Genomic DNA, 22,563 nt, shown 5'->3' on the forward strand with positions numbered 1-22,563 from the left:
CAGCCGACCGCCTCAGCCCCTTTCAGGAGACACCGTGAACGCATTCCCCGGCAGCGGGATCTACGACCGCATGCAGGCCGCGCAGGACACGAGCGGCTCGCAGGGCCGCTACACCGGCCCGCAGGCCGAGTCCCGCTACGTCATCCCGCGCTTCGTCGAGCGCACCTCCCAGGGCATTCGCGAGTACGACCCGTACGCGAAGCTCTTCGAGGAGCGCGTGATCTTCCTCGGCGTCCAGATCGACGACGCCTCCGCCAACGACGTCATGGCACAGCTGCTGTGCCTGGAGTCGATGGACCCCGACCGTGACATCTCGGTCTACATCAACAGCCCCGGTGGCTCCTTCACGGCGCTCACGGCGATCTACGACACCATGCAGTACGTGAAGCCGGACATCCAGACGGTCTGCATGGGCCAGGCGGCCTCCGCCGCCGCCGTGCTGCTGGCCGCCGGTACGCCGGGCAAGCGCATGGCCCTGCCGAACGCGCGCGTGCTGATCCACCAGCCGTACAGCGAGACCGGCCGCGGCCAGGTGTCCGACCTGGAGATCGCCGCGAACGAGATCCTCCGGATGCGGACGCAGCTGGAGGAGATGCTGGCCAAGCACTCCACCCAGGCGATCGACAAGATCCGCGAGGACATCGAGCGTGACAAGATCCTCACGGCCGAGGACGCGCTCAACTACGGGCTGATCGACCAGATCATCACCACCCGGAAGATGGACAACTCGAGCCTGCGCTAGGCGTGAGGCTGTATCGTCTGCCGCCCCTTGGCACGGTTTGGCACGGTTCACGTCAAAGCGAACCGCGCCAAGGGGGGCCCGGACGAGGGGCCCGGCAAGGTACCGTCGGACATAAGGCAGCACCAGGAGTCCGCTGGACGTCGACGTCCAGGAGTCTCCCAGGCGAAGGGGAAGCACACCGTGGCACGCATCGGTGACGGCGGCGATCTGCTCAAGTGCTCGTTCTGCGGCAAGAGCCAGAAGCAGGTCAAGAAGCTCATCGCAGGGCCCGGTGTGTACATCTGCGACGAGTGCATCGACCTCTGCAACGAGATCATCGAGGAAGAGCTGGCGGAGACCAGCGAGGTCCGCTGGGAGGAACTCCCGAAGCCGCGCGAGATCTACGAGTTCCTCGAGGGCTACGTGGTCGGCCAGGAGGCCGCCAAGAAGGCCCTGTCCGTGGCGGTGTACAACCACTACAAGCGGGTCCAGGCCGGGGAGAACGGCGGGGGCAACGGCCGTGACGACGCCATCGAGTTGGCGAAGTCCAACATCCTCCTGCTCGGCCCCACGGGCTCCGGCAAGACCCTCCTCGCGCAGACCCTGGCGCGCATGCTGAACGTCCCCTTCGCCATCGCCGACGCCACGGCCCTGACGGAGGCCGGCTACGTCGGCGAGGACGTCGAGAACATCCTCCTGAAGCTGATCCAGGCCGCCGACTACGACGTCAAGAAGGCCGAGACCGGGATCATCTACATCGACGAGATCGACAAGGTCGCGAGGAAGAGTGAAAACCCCTCGATCACCCGCGACGTCTCGGGCGAGGGTGTGCAGCAGGCCCTGCTGAAGATCCTGGAGGGCACCACGGCGTCGGTCCCGCCGCAGGGCGGCCGCAAGCACCCGCACCAGGAGTTCATCCAGATCGACACGACGAACGTGCTGTTCATCGTGGGCGGTGCCTTCGCCGGTCTCGAGAAGATCATCGAGTCCCGGGCCGGCGCCAAGGGCATCGGCTTCGGCGCGCAGATCCGCTCCAAGCGCGAGATGGAGTCCAAGGACCAGTTCCAGGAGGTCATGCCGGAGGACCTGGTCAAGTTCGGCATGATCCCCGAGTTCATCGGCCGCCTCCCCGTGATCACCTCGGTCCACAACCTCGACCGCGAGGCGCTGCTGCAGATCCTCGTCGAGCCGCGCAACGCGCTCGTCAAGCAGTACCAGCGCCTGTTCGAACTCGACGGTGTGGAGCTGGACTTCGAGCGCGAGGCGCTGGAGGCCATCGCCGACCAGGCCATCCTCCGCCAGACCGGCGCGCGCGGCCTGCGCGCCATCATGGAGGAAGTCCTCCAGGGCGTGATGTACGAGGTCCCGTCCCGCAAGGACGTGGCCCGGGTCGTCATCACGGCGGACGTCGTCCAGTCGAACGTCAACCCGACCCTGATCCCGCGCGACGCGCGCGGCCGCGGGCCGGGCGAGCAGAAGACGGCGTGATCCGGCAGACGTGACGGAAGGGCCCCGGTCGACGACCGGGGCCCTTCGTCATGTCCGTGGAGCGCGTGGCGGTCAGGCCTTGACGCGGATCTCCGGGCGGAGCTTGGTGGTGATGTCGATCGCGACGTCCTTGGAGACGTTCCCGCTGACCTCACCCGGCGACACCAGCACGATCGTGCTGTAGTCGGACCAGGCGCAGAACCAGTCGGTCTTCTCCTTCTTGGTCGCCGGGTCCTGTCCCTTGGCGGCCTGGCACTTCATGACCGCGCCGTCGAGGTCGGCCTCCTCGGGCTCGCCGATCAGCTCGGTCTTGCTGCCGCTGCTGCCCGAAGAGCCCTCTTGGGCCGACTTCTTGAAGTTGGAGAAGAAGGTGTCCAGCGCCGCCTCGGGGTCGGAGATCTCGCCGTAGAGGCCGACGAACGTGACGCCCTTGGCCGTCGCCATCTGGGCGGCCGACGACGGGTCGGTCGGGTCGTAGTTGCTCAGGTCCGCGGTGGAGTAGGAGCCCACCACCGACTTGGCGTTCTTGACGCCGCTCTTCTCCAGCTCCTTGGTGGAGTCGTCGCCGGCCGTCTGCCCGTCCTTGCTGAAGCGCTTGTACTCGCTCAGCACCTTCGCCGGCGTCGCCAGCTTGTGCGGGCCGTCGTCCTCGACGGCGCCCGCGCCGCCGCCCGTGCCGAGCACGAAGTACGCGCCCACGCCGATCGCCGCCACGACGGCGACCGCGCCGAGGATGATGCCCGTCTTCTTCTTGCCGCCGCCCGGGGCCGGGGGCTGGGGCATGCCGTAGGGGGCCTGGCCGTAGGGCGGCTGCTGGCCGTACGGGGGCTGCTGGCCGTAGCCCTGCTGGGGCGGGACGCCCTGCGGGGGCTGCTGCGGGTAGCCGTAGCCGGGCTGGGGCGGAGGGGCCTGCTGGGGGTAGCCGTAGCCGGGCTGGGGTGCCTGCGGCTGCTGGCCGTACGGACCCGGCTGGCCGTACGGTCCGGGCTGCTGGGGCTGCCCGCCGTACGGGCCCGGCTGGTTGTAACTCATGTTCTGGGTTCCCCTCCAGATGCTTATGTCTTTCCGACATCCTGGCGCAGACCCGCCGTGTGCATGGCATCGGGGCCCGCACCGTTACAAGACAAACGCGTTTCGGGACGGGGTCGTGACACCTCTAAACTGACCCCCGTGACCGAGAACGCTCAGCAGCAGCCACCAGCGCCCAGCACCGACCTGCCGACCCAGTACGCGCCGGCCGACGTGGAGGGGCCGCTGTACGAGCGCTGGGTAGAGCGGGGTTACTTCGAGGCGGACGCCAAGAGCGACAAGCCGCCGTACACCATCGTCATCCCGCCGCCGAACGTCACGGGCAGCCTGCACCTCGGGCACGCCTTCGAGCACACCCTCATCGACGCCCTGACCCGCCGCAAGCGCATGCAGGGCCACGAGACGCTGTGGCAGCCGGGCATGGACCACGCCGGCATCGCCACGCAGAACGTCGTCGAGCGCGAGCTCGGCAAGGAGGGCAAGTCCCGGCACGACCTGGGCCGTGAGGCCTTCGTCGAGCGGGTCTGGCAGTGGAAGGGCGAGTCCGGCGGGCAGATCAGCGGCCAGATGCGGCGCCTCGGCGACGGCGTCGCCTGGTCGCGTGAGCGCTTCACGATGGACGAGGGCCTGTCCCAGGCCGTCCAGACCATCTTCAAGCGCCTCTACGACGACGAGCTGATCTACCGCGCCGAGCGCATCATCAACTGGTGCCCGCGTTGTCTGACGGCCATCTCGGACATCGAGGTCGAGTACCAGGACGACGACGGCGAGCTGGTCTCCATGAAGTACGGCGACGGGGACGACACCATCGTCGTCGCCACCACCCGTGCCGAGACGATGCTCGGTGACACGGCCGTCGCCGTCCACCCCGACGACGAGCGCTACCGGCACCTGATCGGCAAGCTGGTCAAGCTGCCGCTGACCGACCGCTCCATCCCGGTCGTCGCCGACGAGCACGTCGACCCCGAGTTCGGCACGGGTGCCGTCAAGGTCACCCCGGCGCACGACCCGAACGACTTCGAGATCGGCCAGCGCCATGACCTGCCGGCCATCACGATCATGGACGAGCACGCGGTCATCACCGCCCACGGCCCCTTCCAGGGCCTGGACCGGCTGGAGGCCCGCTCGGCGATCGTCGCCGCGCTGCGCGCCGAGGGCCGGATCGTCGCCGAGAAGCGGCCCTACGTCCACTCCGTCGGCCACTGCTCGCGCTGCAAGACCACCATCGAGCCGCGCCTGTCCATGCAGTGGTGGGTCAAGGTCGGCCCGCTCGCGAAGGCGGCCGGTGACGCCGTCCGCGACGGGCGCGTCAAGATCCATCCGCAGGAGATGGAGAAGCGCTACTTCGACTGGGTCGACAACCTCCACGACTGGTGCATCTCGCGCCAGCTGTGGTGGGGCCACCGCATCCCGGTCTGGTACGGCCCCGACGGCGAGGTCGTCTGCGTCGGACCCGACGAGGAGCCGCCGAGCGGCGAGGGCTGGCGCCAGGACACCGACGTCCTCGACACCTGGTTCTCCTCGGGCCTGTGGCCGTTCTCCACGCTCGGCTGGCCCGAGCAGACCGAGTCGCTCGCGAAGTTCTACCCGAACTCCGTCCTGGTCACCGGCTACGACATCCTCTTCTTCTGGGTCGCCCGGATGATGATGTTCGGCCTGTACGCGATGGACGGCACCCCGCCGTTCCACACCATCGCCCTGCACGGCATGGTCCGCGACCAGTTCGGCAAGAAGATGTCGAAGTCCTTCGGCAACGCGGTCAACCCGCTGGACTGGATGGACAAGTACGGCTCCGACGCCCTGCGTTTCACCCTCGCCCGGGGCGCCAACCCCGGCGTCGACGTCCCGATCGGCGAGGACTGGGTCCAGGGCTCGCGCAACTTCGCCAACAAGATCTGGAACGCGACCCGCTTCGCGCTGATGAACGGCGCGACGGTCGAGGGCCCGCTGCCGGACGCGTCGAAGCTGTCGCCCACGGACCGCTGGATCCTCTCCCGCCTCAACTCGGTGGTCGCCGAGGTCGACGCCTACTACGACGACTACCAGTTCGCGAAGCTGTCCGACGCCCTGTTCCACTTCGCGTGGGACGAGGTCTTCGACTGGTACGTCGAGCTGTCCAAGACGACGTTCCAGGCGGGCGGCGAGGCGGCCGAGGTCAGCAAGCGCGTCCTGGGCGAGGTCCTCGACGTCACGCTGAAGCTGCTGCACCCGGTGGTCCCGTTCGTCACCGAGACGCTCTGGACGACGCTGACCGGCGGCGAGTCGGTCGTCATCGCCGAGTGGCCGAAGGACAGTGGCTTCCGGGACGCCGACGCCGAGCGCGAGATCGCCTCCCTCCAGTCGGTCATCACCGAGGTCCGCCGCTTCCGCGCCGACCAGGGCCTCCAGCCCGGCCAGCGGGTCCCGGCCCGTCTCACCCTGGACGGCACGCCGTTCGCGCCCCACGAGGCCGCCATCAGGCAGCTGCTGCGCCTGCAGCCGGAGGGCGAGTCCTTCACCGCCACGGCGACCCTCCCGGTCGCCGGCGCCGAGGTCGCGCTCGACCTCTCGGGCACGATCGACGTGGCGGCGGAGCGCAAGCGCCTCGCCAAGGACCTCGCCGCGGCCGAGAAGGAGAAGGCCCAGGCGAACGCCAAGCTCGGCAACGAGGCGTTCCTGTCGAAGGCCCCCGACCACGTCGTGGACAAGATCCGCACCCGCCTCGCCAAGGCGGAGGAGGACATCGCCCGCATCCAGGCCCAGCTGGAGCGCCTGCCGCAGGCGTAAGGGTTCGTACGGTCGTGGATGCCCCGGTGCTGCTTGGCGCCGGGGCATCCACGCACTCCAGGGGCGCGGGGAACTGCGCGACCAGCCACACACGACCCGCACGCACACGACGACACAAACCACCCCCGACCTCTGTCACCCCAGCTCCGTAGACTGGCCCCGTGAGCGAGCTCCCTCCGGACCACAGCGCCGACGACCAGCCCGACCCCCTCAACGCCTTCGACGAGATCATCGCCGAGGAGACCACCCGCGACCCCGACCTCGCGGTCATCGAGGCGGGCAGCCGCACCCTGCGCACCCAGGGCGGACCGCCGGAGGCCGACATCCCGGCCCGGCCCGCCGACCCCGAGGTCGACAAGGCCCTGCGCGAGGTCGAGGCGGAGCTCGCCACGCGCTGGGGCGAGACGAAGCTGGAGCCCTCGGTCAGCCGGATCGCCGCGCTGATGGACGTCCTGGGGGAGCCGCAGCGGTCGTACCCGTCGATCCACATCACGGGCACCAACGGCAAGACCTCCACCGCCCGCATGATCGAGGCCCTGCTGGGCGCCTTCGAGCTGCGCACCGGCCGCTACACCTCGCCGCACGTGCAGTCGATCACCGAGCGCATCAGCCTGGACGGCGCCCCCATCGCCGCCGAGCGCTTCATCGAGACGTACCGGGACATCACGCCGTACGTGGAGATGGTCGACGCGCAGCAGGACTACCGGCTGTCGTTCTTCGAGGTGCTCACCGGCATGGCGTACGCGGCGTTCGCTGACGCCCCGGTGGACGTCGCCGTCGTCGAGGTCGGCATGGGCGGCTCCTGGGACGCCACGAACGTGATCGACGGCGACGTCGCCGTGGTCACGCCCATCAGTCTCGACCACACCGACCGGCTCGGCGGCACGCACGCCGAGATCGCCACGGAGAAGGCCGGCATCGTCAAGCAGGACGCGACCGTCATCCTGGCGCAGCAGCCGGTCGACGCGGCGCAGGTGCTGCTGAAGAAGGCCGTCGAGGTGGACGCGACGGTGGCCCGGGAAGGGCTGGAGTTCGGTGTCGTGGACCGGCAGGTGGCCGTCGGCGGCCAGCTGCTGACGCTGCGCGGGCTGGGCGGCGAGTACCGGGAGGTCTACCTGCCGCTGCACGGCGCGCACCAGGCGCACAACGCGGCCGTCGCGCTCGCCGCCGTCGAGGCGTTCTTCGGCGTCGGCGCGCAGCGCCCCGACCCGCTCGACCTGGACACGGTCCGCAAGGCGTTCGCCGCCGTGGCCTCGCCGGGCCGGCTGGAGGTCGTGCGGCGCTCCCCGACGGTGGTGCTGGACGCCGCCCACAACCCGGCCGGAGCCCGGGCCGCCGCCGAGGCGATCGGGGAGGCCTTCCAGTTCAGCCGCCTCATCGGCGTGGTCGGCGCGAGCGGCGACAAGAACGTGCGGGAGCTGCTGGAGGCCTTCGAGCCGGTGTTCGCCGAGGTCGTCGTCACGCAGAACTCCAGCCACCGGGCGATGGACGCCGACGAGCTGGCGGGCATCGCCGTCGAGGTGTTCGGCGAGGAGCGCGTCCAGGTCGAGCCGCGGCTGCCCGACGCGCTGGAGGCCGCCATCACACTGGCCGAGGAGGAGGGCGAGTTCGCGGGCGGCGGTGTGCTCGTCACCGGTTCGGTCATCACCGTCGGCGAGGCCCGACTGCTCCTGGGGAGGGGCTGAGATCCCATGCGTACGCTCTGTTCTTCCACTCTCATCGGCGAGTTCTTCGTCATCGGCTTCGCCGGACTGGTCGCGATGAAGGACCCCGACCTGTCCATGACCACCGTGTGGACGGTCAGCGGCATCGCGATGTTCCTGTGCGTGGTGCTGTGCGGCCTGGTGACGCGCCCCGGCGGGGTCGCGCTCGGCTGGGCGCTGCAGATCGCCCTGATCGCCTCCGGCTTCATCGTGCCGACCATGTTCTTCCTGGGGGCGATCTTCGCGGCCCTGTGGTGGGCGTCCGTGCACTACGGGCGGAAGGTGGACGAGGCGAAGGCGAGATTCGCCGCCCAGGCCGGCTCCTCCACACCTGACGCTGCGTAACAGGCGCCCCGACACGCCGGGTAACCTCGTCCCACCGGATCACCGCACCACCGCATCACCGCACAGCCTTCACGCATAAGGAGCCCCGTCGTGACCCAGCGCACCCTCGTCCTCCTCAAGCCCGACGCCGTCCGTCGTGGCCTGACCGGCGAGATCATCGGCCGCATCGAGCGCAAGGCGGGCTGGACGATCACCGCGCTGGAGCTGCGCACCCTGGACCAGGACACGCTGGAGCAGCACTACGGCGAGCACCAGGGCAAGCCCTTCTACGAGCCGCTGGTCCAGTTCATGGCCTCCGGCCCGGTCGTCGCGATGATCGTCGAGGGCGAGCGCGTCATCGAGGGCGTGCGCCAGCTGGCCGGCCCGACCGACCCGATCGCGGCGGCGCCCGGTTCCATCCGCGGCGACTTCGGCGTCATCGTCCGGGAGAACCTGATCCACGCCTCCGACTCCGAGGAGTCCGCCGAGCGCGAGGTGAAGATCTTCTTCCCCGGCCGCGCGTAGGGTCCGCACCCCACCAGCACAAACGGCGGGTCCGGGGGCGTCGGCCCCCGGGCTTTGCGGCATATGCGTGGCGTACGAGGGAACGATCGCCCCCATACGCCCGTCTCCACAAGCGAACGCGCACGGCTTCTGCTGACAATGGCGGAGACCCTCCCGCAGTGTTCGCGAAGGCGCGTCTACCATGGAAGCCTTCACGTCACAGCACCCACCTTTGCCGACCTGAAAAGCCCTCAAAAGCTCATGGGAAGGCCAGACGAATCCTGATGGGGAACTCAATGTCGTTCATCGGCCGTGACATGGCTGTCGACCTCGGGACCGCCAACACGCTGGTGTACGTCAGGGGTCGCGGGATCGTACTCAACGAGCCGTCCGTAGTCGCGATCAACACCAACACCGGTGGCATCCTCGCGGTCGGCGCCGAAGCGAAGAAGATGATCGGGCGCACGCCCGGCAACATCGTTGCCGTTCGTCCGCTGAAGGACGGTGTGATCGCCGACTTCGAGATCACCGAGCGGATGCTCCGCTACTTCATCCTGAAGATCCACAAGCGGCGGTATCTGGCTCGTCCGCGGGTCGTCGTCTGTGTGCCCTCGGGCATCACGGGCGTCGAGCGCCGTGCCGTCATCGAGGCGTCGTCCCAGGCCGGCGCCCGCCAGGTGCACATCATCGAGGAGCCCATGGCCGCGGCCATCGGCTCCGGCCTGCCGGTCCACGAGGCCACGGGCAACATGGTGGTCGACATCGGCGGCGGCACGACGGAGGTCGCGGTCATCTCCCTCGGCGGCATCGTCACCGCCCAGTCCATCCGTGTCGCCGGCGACGAACTGGACAACGCGATCATCCAGCACATCAAGAAGGAGTACTCCCTCCTGCTGGGTGAGCGGACGGCCGAACAGATCAAGATCACGATCGGTTCGGCGTACGACCTCGACACCGACGAGCACACCGAGATCCGCGGCCGGGACCTGGTCTCCGGTCTGCCGAAGACCGTGGTCATCTCCGCGGCCGAGGTCCGCAAGGCGATCGAGGAACCGGTCAACGCCATCGTCGACGCCGTCAAGACGACCCTCGACAAGTGCCCGCCGGAGCTGTCCGGCGACATCATGGACCGAGGAATCGTTCTGACCGGCGGCGGAGCGCTGCTGCGGGGCCTGGACGAGCGGCTGCGCCGGGAGACCGGCATGCCGATCCACATCGCCGAGGACCCCCTGGACAGTGTGGCGCTCGGATCCGGAAAGTGCGTCGAGGAGTTCGAGGCGCTGCAGCAGGTTCTGGACGCCCAGCCGCGCAGATGACATAACTCTTCGATTCCGCCGTACGGGACGATCTCCTCTCGTACGGCGGATCGTTGATATAGAGGCATAAGCTCCCCGAAGCAGCCCCTCGGTATTCCCTGGGGCTTCCCGAATTCCTATGAGGAAGGGCACGGCCGCCGCACGTGAGGGACACACGAGAGAGCCGGCTGCTCCTGGTGCTGCTGATCGCCATCGCGTTCGCGTTGATCACGGTGGACATCCGCGGCGGGGAGGACTCACCCGTCGACGGTGCCCGGCAAGCCGCGGCGACGGTCTTCGGCCCGATCGAGAGCGGCGTGTCGTCCGCGGTCGACCCGGTCGGCAACGCGGTCTCCGCCATCCGCGACTCCGGCGAACGGCACGACCGGCTCGCCCTGCTGGAGAAGGAGAACGCGGCCCTGAAGGCGCGCCTCGGCAGCGACGACCGCGCCCGCAGCCGCCTCAAGCAGCTCGACAAGATGCTGAAGGTCGCCGGGCAGGGCCAGTACGGCATCAAGGGCGCCGAGGTCATCGCCATCGGGGCGGCCCAGGGCTTCTCCTGGACCATCACCATCGACGTCGGCGCCAACGACGGCATCAAGCGCGACATGACCGTCCTGAACGGCGACGGGCTCGTCGGCCGCGTCACCACCGTCGGGCCGAACACCGCCACGGTCCTGCTCGCCAGCGATCCCGACTTCACCGTCGGCACGCGCATGGAGTCCGGCGACGAACTGGGCTTCGCCTCCGGGCAGGGCGACCGCCCGCTGCGCGTGGAACTCCTCAACGGCAAGGCCGAGGTGAAGAAGGGCGACCGGCTCGTCACCTTCGGCTCGCAGGCCGACCGGCCGTTCGTGCCCGGCGTCCCGGTCGGCGTGGTCTCCCGCGTCGACCCCTCCGGCGGCGGCCTGACCCGCACGCTCTACGTCACGCCCTACGCGGCGTTCAGCAAGCTCGACATCGTCGGTGTCGTGGTCGAGTCCCCGAAGAAGGACCCGCGTGACACGGTGCTCCCGCCCAAGCCCAAGCCGACCCCGAGGCCGACGGTGACGGTGACCGTGACGCCGTCCGCCGAGGCCCCCGTGGACGGCCAGAACCAGCAAGAGCAGTAGGAGCTGTCACCCCCATGCGCGTCAACCGGATCCTGCTCTCCTCCGCCCTGGTCGTCGTCGCCCTGGTGATCCAGGTGAGCGTCCTCGCCCGCCTGCACCTGCCGGGCGCGGTACCCGACCTGCTGCTGCTCACCGTCCTGGGCCTGGCGCTGGTGTACGGGCACGTCGGCGGTGCCCTCGTCGGCTTCGGCGCGGGTCTGCTCGCCGACCTGGCCCCGCCTGCCGATCACGCCGCCGGGCGGTACGCCCTGGTGCTGTGCGTCATCGGCTACCTCGCGGGCCTGGTGAAGCCCGAGACCGGCCAGCTGAAGTCCGCGACCGGCCCCATGGTCGTGGTGGTCGCCGCCGCGGTCGGCTCGACCCTGCTGTACGCCGGGGTCGGGTCCCTCGTCGGGGACACCGCCGCCCGCCATGTCGGCCTGGGCGGCCTGCTGTTCACGGCCGCCCTGTACGACCTGCTGCTCGCGCCGTTCGTGGTGCCGGGGGTCATGGCCCTGGCCCGGCGCGCCGAGAACGATCCGCTCGCCGAGTCCACGTCGGCCGCCGCCAAGGCCACGGACATCTCCTCCGGCTGGCTCTCCGGCGGCACGGGCCTGAGGATCGGCAGCCAGCGCAACGGACTGCGGGTGAAGGCGGCCCGGGCCCGGATGGCGCGGGCCGGGCGCATCAAGGGGGTCAAGCGGCTGTGAAGCCGGGGAAGTTCACCCGAACGGGGCGGTCCGGCAGGAACGCCGGTGCCCGGGCCCGTCGTTCCTCACTCATGACTGCACACACCTGTGCGGACAGACCGTCGCACTCGCACATCCGTACACGCAGGGAGAGGGGGAGGCAGCCGCAGTGACCAACATTCCCGAGACCGGGCGGAACCCAAGGGTCCAGATCCGGCTCGTCGTCATCCAGGTCCTGGTCCTGTCCCTCCTGCTCACCCTCGGCGGACGCCTGTGGTACCTCCAGATCCGTGAGGGCGCGGCCTACGCCAAGGAGGCGTCCGGCAACCACGTCCAGCAGGTCGTCCAGCCCGCCGTCCGCGGCTCCATCCTGGACGCCCGCGGCGTGGCCCTCGCCGACAACGAGACCCGCCTGGTGGTCTCCGCCTCCCGCACCGACCTGCTGAAGATGAAGGACGACGGCGAGGAAGTCCTCACCAAGCTCGCCGGCGTCCTGGGCATGACCCCCAAGGAGGTCATGGAGAAGGTCCGGCTGTGCGACGCCAAGACGCCCCAGCCCTGCTGGAACGGCTCGCCGTACCAGCCCATCCCCATCACCGACGAGGCCACGCCCAAGCAGGCCCTGCAGATCCGCGAGCGCGCCGAGGACTTCCCCGGCATCACCGCCGAGCCGCAGGCCGTGCGCCGCTACCCGAGCCCGGGCAAGGCCAACACCGCCCAGGTCCTCGGCTACCTCTCGCCGGTCACCGACGAGGAGATCAAGAAGGCGCAGAACACCGACTCGCCGTACCTGCGCTCCGACCAGGTCGGCCGCTCCGGCCTGGAGCGCGAGTACGACAAGCAGCTGCGCGGCAAGGCCGGCGTCACGCGCTACGAGGTCGACAACCTCGGCCGCGTCATCGGCCAGGCCGAGGCCGACCCCGCGCACCCCGGCGACAACCTCGTCACCAGCATCGACTCACGTGTCCAGCGGATCGCCGAGTACGAGCTGAACGAGGCGATGAAGCAGGCCCGCAAGGAGCACGACCGCAACACCGGCACGAACTACAAGGCCGACTCCGGCGCCGTCGTCGTGATGGAGGCCAAGACCGGCCGCGTCGTCGCCATGGCCTCCAACCCGACGTACGACCCGAACGCCTGGGTGGGCGGCATCTCCGCCAAGGACTACGCCAGGCTCACCGGCAAGAAGTCCAACTACCCGCTGCTCAACCGCGCGATCCAGGGCCAGTCGGCGCCCGGCTCCATCTTCAAGGTCATCCCCACGGCCGCCGCGGTCAACGCCGGCTACTCCTTCAACGGCCCCTACGAGTGCTCCAGCTCGTACTCCATCGGCGGCCAGGTCTTCAAGAACTTCGAGTCCAAGGGCTACGGGGCGATCAGCCTCGGCCGCGCCCTGGAGGTCTCCTGCGACACGGTCTTCTACCGGCTCTCGCACGAGGAGTGGAAGCGCGACGGCGGCACCAAGCCGAAGAAGAACGCCAACGACTGGTTCTACAAGACCGCCCACCAGTTCGGCCTCGGCAAGGAGACCGGCATCGACCTGCCCAACGAGGTCACCGGCCGCGTCCCCGACCGCCAGTGGAAGCTGGACTACTGGAAGGCCAACAAGGACGCCTGGTGCCGCACCGGCAAGCGCGACGGCAGCTACGCCGAGAAGATCGCCTACGAGAACTGCCTCGAAGGCAACCGTCTGCGCGCCGGTGACTCCGTCAACTACTCCATCGGCCAGGGCGACACGCTCGTCACGCCCATCCAGATGGCCACCATCTACGCCGCCATCTCCAACGGCGGCACGATGTACACGCCCTCCGTCGGCAAGGCCGTCATCAGCGCCGACGGCAAGACCGTCACGCCGATCAAGCCCCAGACGCACGGCAAGCTGCCGATGAGCCAGAAGACGCGCAGCGAGATAAGCGATGCCCTCGCGGGAGTCGCCACCCGCGGTACGGCCGCCTGGAGGTTCGGCGGCTGGCCGCAGGACAAGATCCCGATGCACGCCAAGACGGGTACGGCCGAGGTCTACGGCAAGCAGACGACCTCCTGGTTCGCCACGTACACCAAGGACTACGCGGTCGTCATGACGATCTCCCAGGGCGGTACCGGCTCCGGCGCCTCGGGACCGGCCGTGCGCAACATCTACAACGCGCTGTACGGCGTGTCCCCGGACGGGGAGATCGACCGCAAGAAGGCCCTGTTGCCCGCCCCGCAGAAGACCCTGCCGAAGATCAAGACGGACGGCACCATCACCTCCCCGAAGGTCTCCAAGGACCCGGCCAAGGACCAGCAGGCGAACAAGAAGGACCCGAACGCCCCGGCCGACCCGCTCCAGCCGGCGACGGCGGCCCCGCCGACGCCGGAGAACCGCGACACCCGACGGCGCCGGCGCCGTCGGGGAAGCCGGAGGGTGCCGTCATGACCGGCGGTGTGAACAGCTTCCAGGTCTCCGGCTACGGGCCCGAGCGCACCGGCTGGACGCGACTGCTGGCCCGTGACTCGGTGGCGCGGCGGCTCGACTGGCCGATCCTGCTGTCGGCACTGGCCCTGTCGCTGCTCGGCACGCTCCTGGTCTACTCCGCGACCCGCAACCGCACCGAGCTCAACCAGGGCGACCCGTACTACTTCCTCGTCCGGCACCTGCTGAACACCGGCATCGGCCTGGGCCTGATGGCCGGCACGATCTGGCTCGGCCATCGCGCCCTGCGCACGGCCGTGCCGGTCCTGTACGGCCTCTCGGTGCTGCTGATCCTGCTGGTGCTCACGCCGCTCGGCTCGACGATCAACGGCGCCCACTCCTGGATCAAGCTCCCCGGCGGCTTCTCGCTCCAGCCCTCGGAGTTCGTGAAGGTCACGATCATTCTGGGCATGGCGATGCTGCTGGCGGCCCGGGTCGACGCGGGCGACAAGCAGTACCCCGACCACCGCACGGTCGTGCAGGCCCTCGGTCTGGCCGCCGTGCCCATGGTGATCGTGATGCTCATGCCCGACCTCGGGTCGGTCATGGTCATGGTCATCATCGTGCTCGGTGTGCTGCTCGCCTCCGGCGCCACCAACCGGTGGGTGTTCGGCCTGCTGGGCACGGGCGCGGCCGGCGCGATCACCGTCTGGCAGCTCGGAGTGCTCGACGACTACCAGATCGCGCGCTTCGCCGCCTTCGCCAACCCCGAGCTCGACCCGGCCGGCGTCGGCTACAACACCAACCAGGCCCGCATCGCCATCGGCTCCGGCGGACTGACCGGCTCCGGTCTCTTCCACGGCTCGCAGACCACCGGCCAGTTCGTCCCCGAGCAGCAGACGGACTTCGTCTTCACGGTGGCGGGGGAGGAGCTGGGCTTCCTCGGCGGCGGCCTGATCATCCTGCTCCTCGGCATCGTGCTGTGGCGGGCCTGCCGGATCGCCCGGGAGACGAGCGACCTGTACGGCACGATCGTGGCCGCAGGGATCGTCGCCTGGTTCGCCTTCCAGTCGTTCGAGAACATCGGCATGACCCTCGGCATCATGCCGGTCACGGGCCTGCCGCTGCCGTTCGTGTCCTACGGCGGCTCCTCGATGTTCGCCGTGTGGATAGCGGTGGGACTGCTGCAGTCGATCAGAGTGCAGCGACCGATGTCAGCATGACATCGCGCGGGGTGGCCCCCTGCCGCCCCGCGCCCGGGACCACTAGATTCGGTGCATGGCGGACACCAAGCGTGAGATCGAGCGGAAGTACGAGACCAAGGACGGCGGGCTGCCGGACCTGACCGGTGTGGCCGGGGTCGCGGACGTGGTCGACCAGGGGGTCGCCCACCTCGACGCGACCTACTACGACACCGTCGACCAACGCCTCGCCGCGACATCGGTCACCCTGCGCCGCCGCACCGGCGGCTCGGACGCGGGCTGGCACCTGAAGTTCCCGGCCGGCCCGGACGCCCGGGACGAGATCCACGCCCCGCTCTCCGAGACCCTCCCCGGTGAACTCGCCGGGCTCGTCCGCTCCCGCGTCCGCGACGACGAGCTGCTCCCCCTGGTCCGGCTGCGCTCCGAGCGGGACGTGCGCCACCTGGTCGACGCCGACGGGCGGCTGCTCGCCGAGGTCAGCGTGGACGCCGTGCACGCCGAGCGGCTCACCGGCGGCCACGGCGCGGCCCAGTGGACCGAGCTGGAGGTCGAACTCGCCGACGGCGGCGACCCGGCCTTCCTCGACACGGTGGAGAAGCGGCTGCGCAAGGCGGGCGTACGGCCGTCGAAGTCGGCGTCCAAGCTGGCCCGGGCGCTGGCCGAGACGGCGCCGGAGAGGCGGCGCCCGACCGCGGCCGCCGGGGACCCCTCGACCGCCGGAGACCACGTGCTCGCCTACGTACGCACCCAGCGCGACGCGATCGTCGCGTACGACCCGGCCGTCCGCAGGGACGCCGAGGACGCCGTGCACAGCATGCGCGTGGCCACCCGGCGGCTGCGCAGCACCTTCAAGTCGTTCGGGGACATCCTCGACCGGGACGTCACCGACCCGGTCGCGGACGAGCTGAAGTGGCTGGCCGGTGAGCTGGGCCTGGACCGCGACCGCGAGGTGCTGGCCGCACGGCTGACCGCAGCCCTCGGCGAGATCCCCGGCGAGCTGGTCCGCGGACCCGTGGCGGAGCGCCTGCGCGGCTGGTCGAGCGCCGAGCACCACACGGCCCGCGGCCGGCTCCTGGGGATCCTGGACTCCCGCCGCTACCTCGCCCTGCTCGACACCCTGGACGCGCTGGTCGCGACGCCGCCCCTGCTGAGGACGGCCGGGAAGAAGCCCGGCAAGCCGCTCAGCAAGGCCGTGCAGAAGGACTTCCGCAAGGTGTCCCGGCTGGTCGAGCGGGCGCTGGAGCTGGAGCCCGGCACCGAACGGGACGTCGCCGTGCACGAGGCCCGCAAGAAGGCCAAGCGGGCCCGCTACGCCGCCGAGGCGGCCGAACCGGCCCTGGGCAAGCCGGCCAAGACCATGGTCAAGTCCATGAAGACGCTGCAGAAGCTGCTCGGCGAGCACCAGGACAGCGTGATGGCCCGGCAGACCCTCCGCGAGCTGTCCGCGGTCGCCCACGCGGCGGGGGAGAGCGCCTTCACCTACGGCCTGCTCCATGAGCGCGAGGAGCAGCGGGCCCTGCGCACGGAGGCCGAGCTGCCCGGGCTGTGGAAGGAGATCAGGGGCGCGGCGGCGGGCCTGTGAGCCTCACGGCGTACGGAGGTGCCCCGCGGTCGCGTTAGGCTGGATGGTCACCCCTGTCAGTCCAGTCCAGCTCACGAAGGTGCGCGACATGCCTGCCGAAGTCGCTGCGTCGGTGTTCCCGCAGCTCGAAGCTCTGCTCCCGCACGTGCAGAAGCCGATCCAGTACGTCGGCGGAGAACTCAACTCCACGGTCAAGGACTGGGAGTCCTGCGACGTCCGCTGGGCTCTCATGTACCCCGACGCGTACGAGGTCGGTCTGCCCAACCAGGGCGTCCAGATCCTCTACGAGGTGCTCAACGAGCAGCAGGGCGTCCTCGCCGAGCGCACGTACAGCGTGTGGCCGGACCTCGAGGAGCTGATGCGCGAGCACGGCGTCCCGCAGTTCACGGTCGACAGCCACCGGCCGGTGAAGGCCTTCGACGTGCTCGGCCTCTCCTTCTCCACCGAGCTCGGCTACTCGAACATGCTGGCGGCCCTGGACCTGGCGGGCATCCCGCTGGAGTCCCGGGACCGCGGCCTGGACGACCCGATCGTCCTGGCCGGCGGTCACGCCGCGTTCAACCCCGAGCCGATCGCGGACTTCATCGACTGCGCCGTGATCGGCGACGGCGAGCAGGCCGTGCTGGAGATCACCGCGATCGTCCGCGCCTGGAAGGCCGAGGGCCGCCCGGGCGGCCGCGAGGAGCTGCTGTTCCGCCTGGCGAAGACCGGCGGGGTGTACGTGCCCGGCTTCTACGACGTCGAGTACCTGCCCGACGGCCGGATCGCCCGCGTGGTGCCCCAGCGCAGCGGTGTCCCGTGGCGGGTGTCCAAGCACACCGTCATGGACCTGGACGAGTGGCCCTACCCCAAGCAGCCCCTGGTCCCGCTGGCCGAGACGGTCCACGAGCGCATGTCGGTGGAGATCTTCCGCGGCTGCACCCGCGGCTGCCGCTTCTGCCAGGCCGGCATGATCACCCGTCCGGTCCGGGAGCGCTCGATCACCGGGATCGGCGACATGGTCGAGCAGGGCCTGAAGGCGACCGGCTTCGAGGAGGTCGGCCTGCTGTCGCTGTCCTCAGCGGACCACAGCGAGATCGGCGACATCGCCAAGGGCCTCGCCGACCGCTACGAGGACGACAAGATCGGCCTGTCGCTGCCGTCGACCCGCGTGGACGCGTTCAACATCGACCTGGCCAACGAGCTGACCCGCAACGGCCGGCGCTCGGGCCTGACCTTCGCCCCCGAGGGCGGCTCGGAGCGCATCCGCAAGGTCATCAACAAGATGGTCTCGGAAGAGGACCTGATCCGCACGGTCGCGACCGCGTACGGCAACGGCTGGCGGCAGGTGAAGCTGTACTTCATGTGCGGCCTGCCCACCGAGACCGACGAGGACGTGCTGCAGATCGCGGACATGGCGACCAAGGTCATCGCCAAGGGCCGTGAGGTCTCCCGCTCGAACGACATCCGCTGCACGGTCTCGATCGGCGGCTTCGTCCCCAAGCCGCACACGCCCTTCCAGTGGGCCCCGCAGCTGTCCGCCGAGGAGACCGACGCGCGCCTGGCCAAGCTCCGGGACAAGATCCGCGGCGACAAGAAGTACGGCCGCTCCATCGGCTTCCGCTACCACGACGGCAAGCCCGGCATCGTCGAGGGCCTGCTCTCCCGCGGCGACCGCCGCATCGGCGCGGTCATCCGCGCGGTCTACGAGGACGGCGGCCGCTTCGACGGCTGGCGCGAGCACTTCTCCTACGACCGCTGGATGGCGTGCGCGGACAAGGCCCTGGAGCCGTTCGGCGTGGACGTCGACTGGTACACCACCCGCGAGCGCACCTACGAGGAGGTCCTGCCCTGGGACCACCTCGACTCGGGCCTGGACAAGGACTGGCTCTGGGAGGACTGGCAGGACGCCCTCGACGAGACGGAGGTCGAGGACTGCCGCTGGACGCCGTGCTTCGACTGCGGCGTGTGCCCGCAGATGGACACCCACATCCAGATCGGCCCGACGGGCAAGAAGCTGCTGCCGCTGACGGTCAAGAACGCGGCACCCGCGCCCAGCGGGCACGCCCACTGACGGAGAGCCGGTCGAGCCCCCTCCCGGCGCGGAGGGGGCTCATTGCTGCCCCCGAACGAGTGGACTCCCCTCCGGCCGGGTCGGCAGCAGGCCGCGGGCGAGGGGTGAGTGGTGATGATCCTCGGGTTCGCCACCCCCTCCGGAAGAGGCGCCCCCATGCGACCTGCTCGACGTACTCCGTCCCGCCGAACGTTCGCCGCGGCGCTGGCCGCCCTGGCGGCGACGCCCGCCCTGGCCGGCCGTGCCGCGGCCCTCGACCGGCACGACTCCGACTGTCCGCCCCACGGGTTCGGGCGGGAGCTCACCGCCCGGCTGGACGAGGCCGTCGAGGACACCCGGCGGGAGGCGGGCATTCCCGGGGCCGTCGTCGGGCTGTGGATCCCGGGCCGGGGGTGTTACGTCCGTGCCTTCGGGGTGGCCGACACCCGGACCGGGGAACCGATGGCGGTCGACTCGTACGTCCGGATCGGCAGTGAGACCAAGACCTTCACCGTCACCGCGCTGCTCATGCTCGTGGACGACGGCCGGATCGGGCTGGACGACCCGATCTCCCGGTACGTCACGGGCGTGCCCAACGGGCACCGGATCACGCTGCGGCACCTCGCCGGGATGCGCAGCGGGCTCTTCCCGTACACCGCGGACCCCGACTTCATCCGGGAACTGCTGAGCCACCCGCAGCGCTCCTTCACCCCGCGCCAGGTCCTCGCGTACGGCTTCCGGCACGCGAACACCTTCGCGCCGGGGCAGGAGTTCGAGTACTCCAACACGAACCTCGTCCTGCTCGGGCTGGTGATCGAGAAGGTCAGCGGATGGCGGCTCGCCGACTTCATCCACGAGCGCGTGCTCCGCCCGGCCGGACTGCACCACACCCTCTTCCCGCAGGGCGGCGAGTTCCCTGAGCCGCATCCGCGCGGCTACACGAACCAGACGCTGAGCGGGGAGGTGGAGGACGCCACCGACTGGAACCCCAGCTGGGCGTGGGCGGCCGGGGCGATGATCTCCGGCCTGCACGACCTGCGCCGCTGGGCCCCGATCCTCGCCACGGGCCGGCTGCTCAGCCCCGAGACCCAGGCGCAGCGGCTCAGGACGCTGCCGACGGGCTACCCCGGTACGACGTACGGCCTGGGCATCTTCGAGACCGACGGGTGGATCGGGCACAACGGCTCGATCCCGGGCTACGAGACCGTGACGGTGTATCTGCCGCAGCGGCGGGCCACCCTGGTCATCATGATCAACACGGATGTCGTGGCCGAGGGGCAGGAGCCGTCCACGTCGCTCGCCCGGGCGGTCACGGCGGTCGCCACCCCGGACCACGTGTACGACGGTTCGGTGATCCACCGCTAGCCGGCGGCCTCGGGGCGGGGCCGGGGGGTGAGACACCGCGGTCCTGGGGGACCCGCTCAGGAGGCGGAGTCGGTGACGCTCCCCTGGGGGATCGGCCCCGCCAGGCTCCCTCAGTTCAGACTGTGTGCTGGGGGAGCCGTTCTGCCGTTCCGCTGTCATGCCCCCACCTCTCATGCCTCCCTCACCTGCCCGGTGTGGGGCCGGGCATGCCTGCCCACTTGCCGACCCTATCGAATGTCGATAGATTTCCATCGTAGTTCGATCGAGGGAATGGGGCGTCGGGGATGGGAAAGCTGGCCGTGGCCGCGTTGCGTGCGGTGCTTGTGGTGCTGCTCGCCGGTTCGTTGTTCGTGCAGGGCGTGATGGTCCCGCTGCTGGCCGTCGACATGAACGGGCTCAAGCCCGAGTACGCGTATCTGCGCACGCCGATCCTGGTGATCCTGGTGCTGGGTGTCGTATCGGCCCAGGTGGTGCTGGTCTGCGTGTGGCGGCTGGTGACGATGGTGCGGCGGGGGACCGTGTTCTCCCCGGGCGCCTTCCGGTACGTGCACATCGTGATCGGCGCCTTCGTGTCCGCCGCCTGTCTCGTGTTCGCGCTCGGGGTGGTGCTCGCGCCGGGTGAGGCCGTCGCTCCGGGGGTGGTGCTGCTGCTGGGCGGGGTCGCTCTGGCGGTGCTCGGGGTCGCGCTCGTCGTGCTGGTGCTGCGGATGCTGCTGGCGCAGGCCGTCGCCCGCGACATCGAGGCGGCCCGGATGCGGGCCGAGCTGGAAGAGGTCATCTGATGCCGATCGCCGTCGACATCGACGTGATGCTGGCGAAGCGGAAGATGTCCGTGGGGGAACTCGCGGACCGGGTCGGCATCACCCCGGCCAACCTGGCCGTCCTCAAGAACGGCCGCGCCAAGGCGGTCCGCTTCTCCACCCTCGCCGCGCTCTGCGAGGTGCTGGAGTGTCAGCCGGGCGACCTGCTGCGCTTCGAGACGGACGGGGAGGGGCCCGAGATCTGAGCGCGCTCGCCGGGCGACGCCGGAGGGCTCCACCGTCCGGTGCTCGTCCGGGGCGGCGGCGTCATCCGGTCCGGAGCGGATCATCCTCGGCCCGGGCGGCGGATCCGCGGGAGAACGGACCGGGACTGCGCGGGGCGGGATCCGGACGGGGCGCCGATGCGTCTTCGCCGGTATGGATCTGGAGAAACCGCCCCGTGAGGGTTCCGAGCAGCGGGTCGAACCGGGCAGGCGAGCGGCCGGACCGGCCGGACCGGCCGTGCGGCGGCAGCCGGAGGCACCCGAGGGATGCCTCGCCGTCGCGATCCGGATCCCGGTGCGGATCGTCGTGCTCGTGCTGGTCGTCCCCGTACGGATGGTCTGGGACGCGCTCGTCGTCACCGGCCGGTTCCTGAACGACACCCTGCTCCGGCCCCTCGGACGGGCCCTGCTGTGGCTGGGGCGGGCGGTCTTCGTCTGGCCGTTCGTGGGACTGTGGCGGTACGTCGCGGTGCCGCTCGGCACGGCCCTCGCCCGGCTCGCGCACGTCCTCGTCGTCGTGCCGCTGGTGTGGTTCCACCGGTCCGTGCTGACGCCGCTGGGACACGCGATCGCCTGGGCCGGGCGGGGCGTCGGCGCCGCGCTCGGCTGGGTGTACGCGCACCTGCTCACCCCCGTCGGGCACGCCGTGACGTGGGTCCTGAGGGGGATCGGGGCCGGGCTCGCCGCGCTGGGGCTCGGCGTCTGGACGGCCGTGGCGTGGCTCGCCCGGTACCTGGTCGTCGTACCGGCCGTCCTGCTGTACACCTGGGTGCTCGCGCCCGTCGGACGCGCCCTGCTGTGGTGCGGCAAGGGGCTGGTGTGGCTGGTGGGCACGATCGTCACTGGCGTCGGAACGGCCCTGTACTGGATCGCGCGGATCCTGCTCGTCCTGCCCGCGCTCGCCCTGTGGCGGTGGATCCTCGCCCCCGTCGGACGCGTCCTCGCCGTCGTCGGACGGGAGGTGCGGGACGCCCTCGGCCACGCCTGGCGCGTCGCCGGCCACGTCTCGCTCGCCGTCGGGCGGTTCCTCGGCACGCTCCTGCGGTGGATCTTCGTCGAGCCGGTGCGCTGGGCGTACCGCAGCGTGCTGACGCCCGTCGGGCACGTCCTGCGCGACACCCTCCTGCGGCCCGCCGCCGAGGCCGCCCGCAGCGCCGGACGCGCCACCCGGCAGGCCCTGGCCGCCGCCCGCGACACCGTCCGGCAGACCCGCGCCGACGTGCGGCGGATGCTCTTCGGGGAGCCGGGGCGGCCCGCTCCGGTTGCCCGGAGGGAACCTTCCGGCCGCGAGGCACGTACTCTTGGTAGCAGTACGACCGCTCTCACGAAGGACTGAACGACACTGGGCAAGCGACA

The 22,563-nt window shown here is 70.3% G+C and carries 18 protein-coding genes; 17 read left to right on the forward strand and 1 reads right to left on the reverse strand.

Features of this window, described 5'->3' with window-relative positions; all coding sequences use genetic code 11:
* Window positions 1-34 precede the first annotated feature (34 nt).
* A complete protein-coding gene (locus ACPXCS_RS31440) occupies window positions 35-742 on the forward strand; it encodes an ATP-dependent Clp protease proteolytic subunit (protein ID WP_425951253.1) in 708 nt (235 codons plus the stop codon).
* Window positions 743-922: 180 nt separating this feature from the next.
* Window positions 923-2,209, forward strand: a complete 1,287-nt coding sequence (clpX, locus tag ACPXCS_RS31445) for an ATP-dependent Clp protease ATP-binding subunit ClpX (protein WP_020271910.1) — start codon at window positions 923-925, stop codon at window positions 2,207-2,209.
* A 72-nt stretch (window positions 2,210-2,281) separates the two neighbouring features.
* On the opposite strand, the gene ACPXCS_RS31450 is transcribed toward clpX, so the two are convergent.
* A complete protein-coding gene (locus tag ACPXCS_RS31450) occupies window positions 2,282-3,241 on the reverse strand; it encodes a hypothetical protein (protein ID WP_425951254.1) in 960 nt (319 codons plus the stop codon).
* Window positions 3,242-3,379: 138 nt separating this feature from the next.
* Here ACPXCS_RS31450 and ACPXCS_RS31455 point away from each other — a divergent pair, with 138 nt between their 5' ends.
* The 15 genes from ACPXCS_RS31455 to ACPXCS_RS31525 all read left to right on the forward strand — a co-directional run bounded on the left by ACPXCS_RS31455 (window position 3,380) and on the right by ACPXCS_RS31525 (window position 22,543).
* Complete coding sequence (locus ACPXCS_RS31455) at window positions 3,380-6,004, forward strand: valine--tRNA ligase (protein ID WP_425951255.1); 2,625 nt, start codon at window positions 3,380-3,382, stop codon at window positions 6,002-6,004.
* Between the two features lie 161 nt (window positions 6,005-6,165).
* Window positions 6,166-7,689, forward strand: coding sequence for a bifunctional tetrahydrofolate synthase/dihydrofolate synthase (gene folC / locus ACPXCS_RS31460; protein ID WP_425951256.1), 1,524 nt, complete (start codon window positions 6,166-6,168; stop codon window positions 7,687-7,689).
* Window positions 7,690-7,695: 6 nt separating this feature from the next.
* Window positions 7,696-8,052, forward strand: coding sequence for a DUF4233 domain-containing protein (locus tag ACPXCS_RS31465; protein ID WP_309093891.1), 357 nt, complete (start codon window positions 7,696-7,698; stop codon window positions 8,050-8,052).
* 90 nt (window positions 8,053-8,142) lie between these two features.
* Window positions 8,143-8,556: a nucleoside-diphosphate kinase gene (gene ndk / locus ACPXCS_RS31470; RefSeq protein ID WP_425951257.1), complete on the forward strand. Its 414-nt coding sequence runs from the start codon at window positions 8,143-8,145 to the stop codon at window positions 8,554-8,556.
* A gap of 275 nt (window positions 8,557-8,831) precedes the next feature.
* Window positions 8,832-9,851 (forward strand): rod shape-determining protein, encoded by a 1,020-nt coding sequence (locus tag ACPXCS_RS31475; RefSeq protein WP_006133575.1) that lies wholly within the window; start codon window positions 8,832-8,834, stop codon window positions 9,849-9,851.
* A 143-nt stretch (window positions 9,852-9,994) separates the two neighbouring features.
* The gene (mreC, locus tag ACPXCS_RS31480) at window positions 9,995-10,942 is read left to right on the forward strand and encodes a rod shape-determining protein MreC (protein ID WP_425951258.1); all 948 of its coding nucleotides are present in this window, start codon (window positions 9,995-9,997) and stop codon (window positions 10,940-10,942) included.
* A 14-nt stretch (window positions 10,943-10,956) separates the two neighbouring features.
* Window positions 10,957-11,631 (forward strand): rod shape-determining protein MreD, encoded by a 675-nt coding sequence (gene mreD, locus ACPXCS_RS31485; protein WP_425951259.1) that lies wholly within the window; start codon window positions 10,957-10,959, stop codon window positions 11,629-11,631.
* A 148-nt stretch (window positions 11,632-11,779) separates the two neighbouring features.
* Window positions 11,780-14,026: a penicillin-binding protein 2 gene (mrdA, locus tag ACPXCS_RS31490; RefSeq protein WP_425951260.1), complete on the forward strand. Its 2,247-nt coding sequence runs from the start codon at window positions 11,780-11,782 to the stop codon at window positions 14,024-14,026.
* Window positions 14,023-15,225 (forward strand): rod shape-determining protein RodA, encoded by a 1,203-nt coding sequence (gene rodA / locus ACPXCS_RS31495; RefSeq protein WP_425951261.1) that lies wholly within the window; start codon window positions 14,023-14,025, stop codon window positions 15,223-15,225. The genes mrdA and rodA overlap by 4 nt, the downstream gene beginning before the upstream one ends.
* A 55-nt stretch (window positions 15,226-15,280) precedes the next feature.
* On the forward strand, window positions 15,281-16,786 hold the full coding sequence (locus ACPXCS_RS31500; RefSeq protein WP_425951262.1) for a CHAD domain-containing protein: 1,506 nt from the start codon (window positions 15,281-15,283) through the stop codon (window positions 16,784-16,786).
* A gap of 88 nt (window positions 16,787-16,874) precedes the next feature.
* Window positions 16,875-18,839, forward strand: a complete 1,965-nt coding sequence (locus tag ACPXCS_RS31505) for a TIGR03960 family B12-binding radical SAM protein (RefSeq protein ID WP_425951263.1) — start codon at window positions 16,875-16,877, stop codon at window positions 18,837-18,839.
* A gap of 156 nt (window positions 18,840-18,995) precedes the next feature.
* Window positions 18,996-20,183, forward strand: coding sequence for a serine hydrolase domain-containing protein (locus ACPXCS_RS31510; protein ID WP_425951264.1), 1,188 nt, complete (start codon window positions 18,996-18,998; stop codon window positions 20,181-20,183).
* A 284-nt stretch (window positions 20,184-20,467) separates the two neighbouring features.
* Window positions 20,468-20,965, forward strand: coding sequence for a DUF2975 domain-containing protein (locus ACPXCS_RS31515; RefSeq protein WP_425951265.1), 498 nt, complete (start codon window positions 20,468-20,470; stop codon window positions 20,963-20,965).
* Window positions 20,965-21,189, forward strand: coding sequence for a helix-turn-helix domain-containing protein (locus tag ACPXCS_RS31520; protein WP_425951266.1), 225 nt, complete (start codon window positions 20,965-20,967; stop codon window positions 21,187-21,189). Before ACPXCS_RS31515 ends, ACPXCS_RS31520 begins: the two co-directional genes overlap by 1 nt.
* Window positions 21,190-21,361: 172 nt before the next feature.
* Window positions 21,362-22,543, forward strand: coding sequence for a hypothetical protein (locus ACPXCS_RS31525; protein ID WP_425951267.1), 1,182 nt, complete (start codon window positions 21,362-21,364; stop codon window positions 22,541-22,543).
* Window positions 22,544-22,563: the final 20 nt, after the last annotated feature.

This window comes from Streptomyces sp. DT190 (assembly GCF_049846985.1).
Lineage (GTDB): Bacteria > Actinomycetota > Actinomycetes > Streptomycetales > Streptomycetaceae > Streptomyces.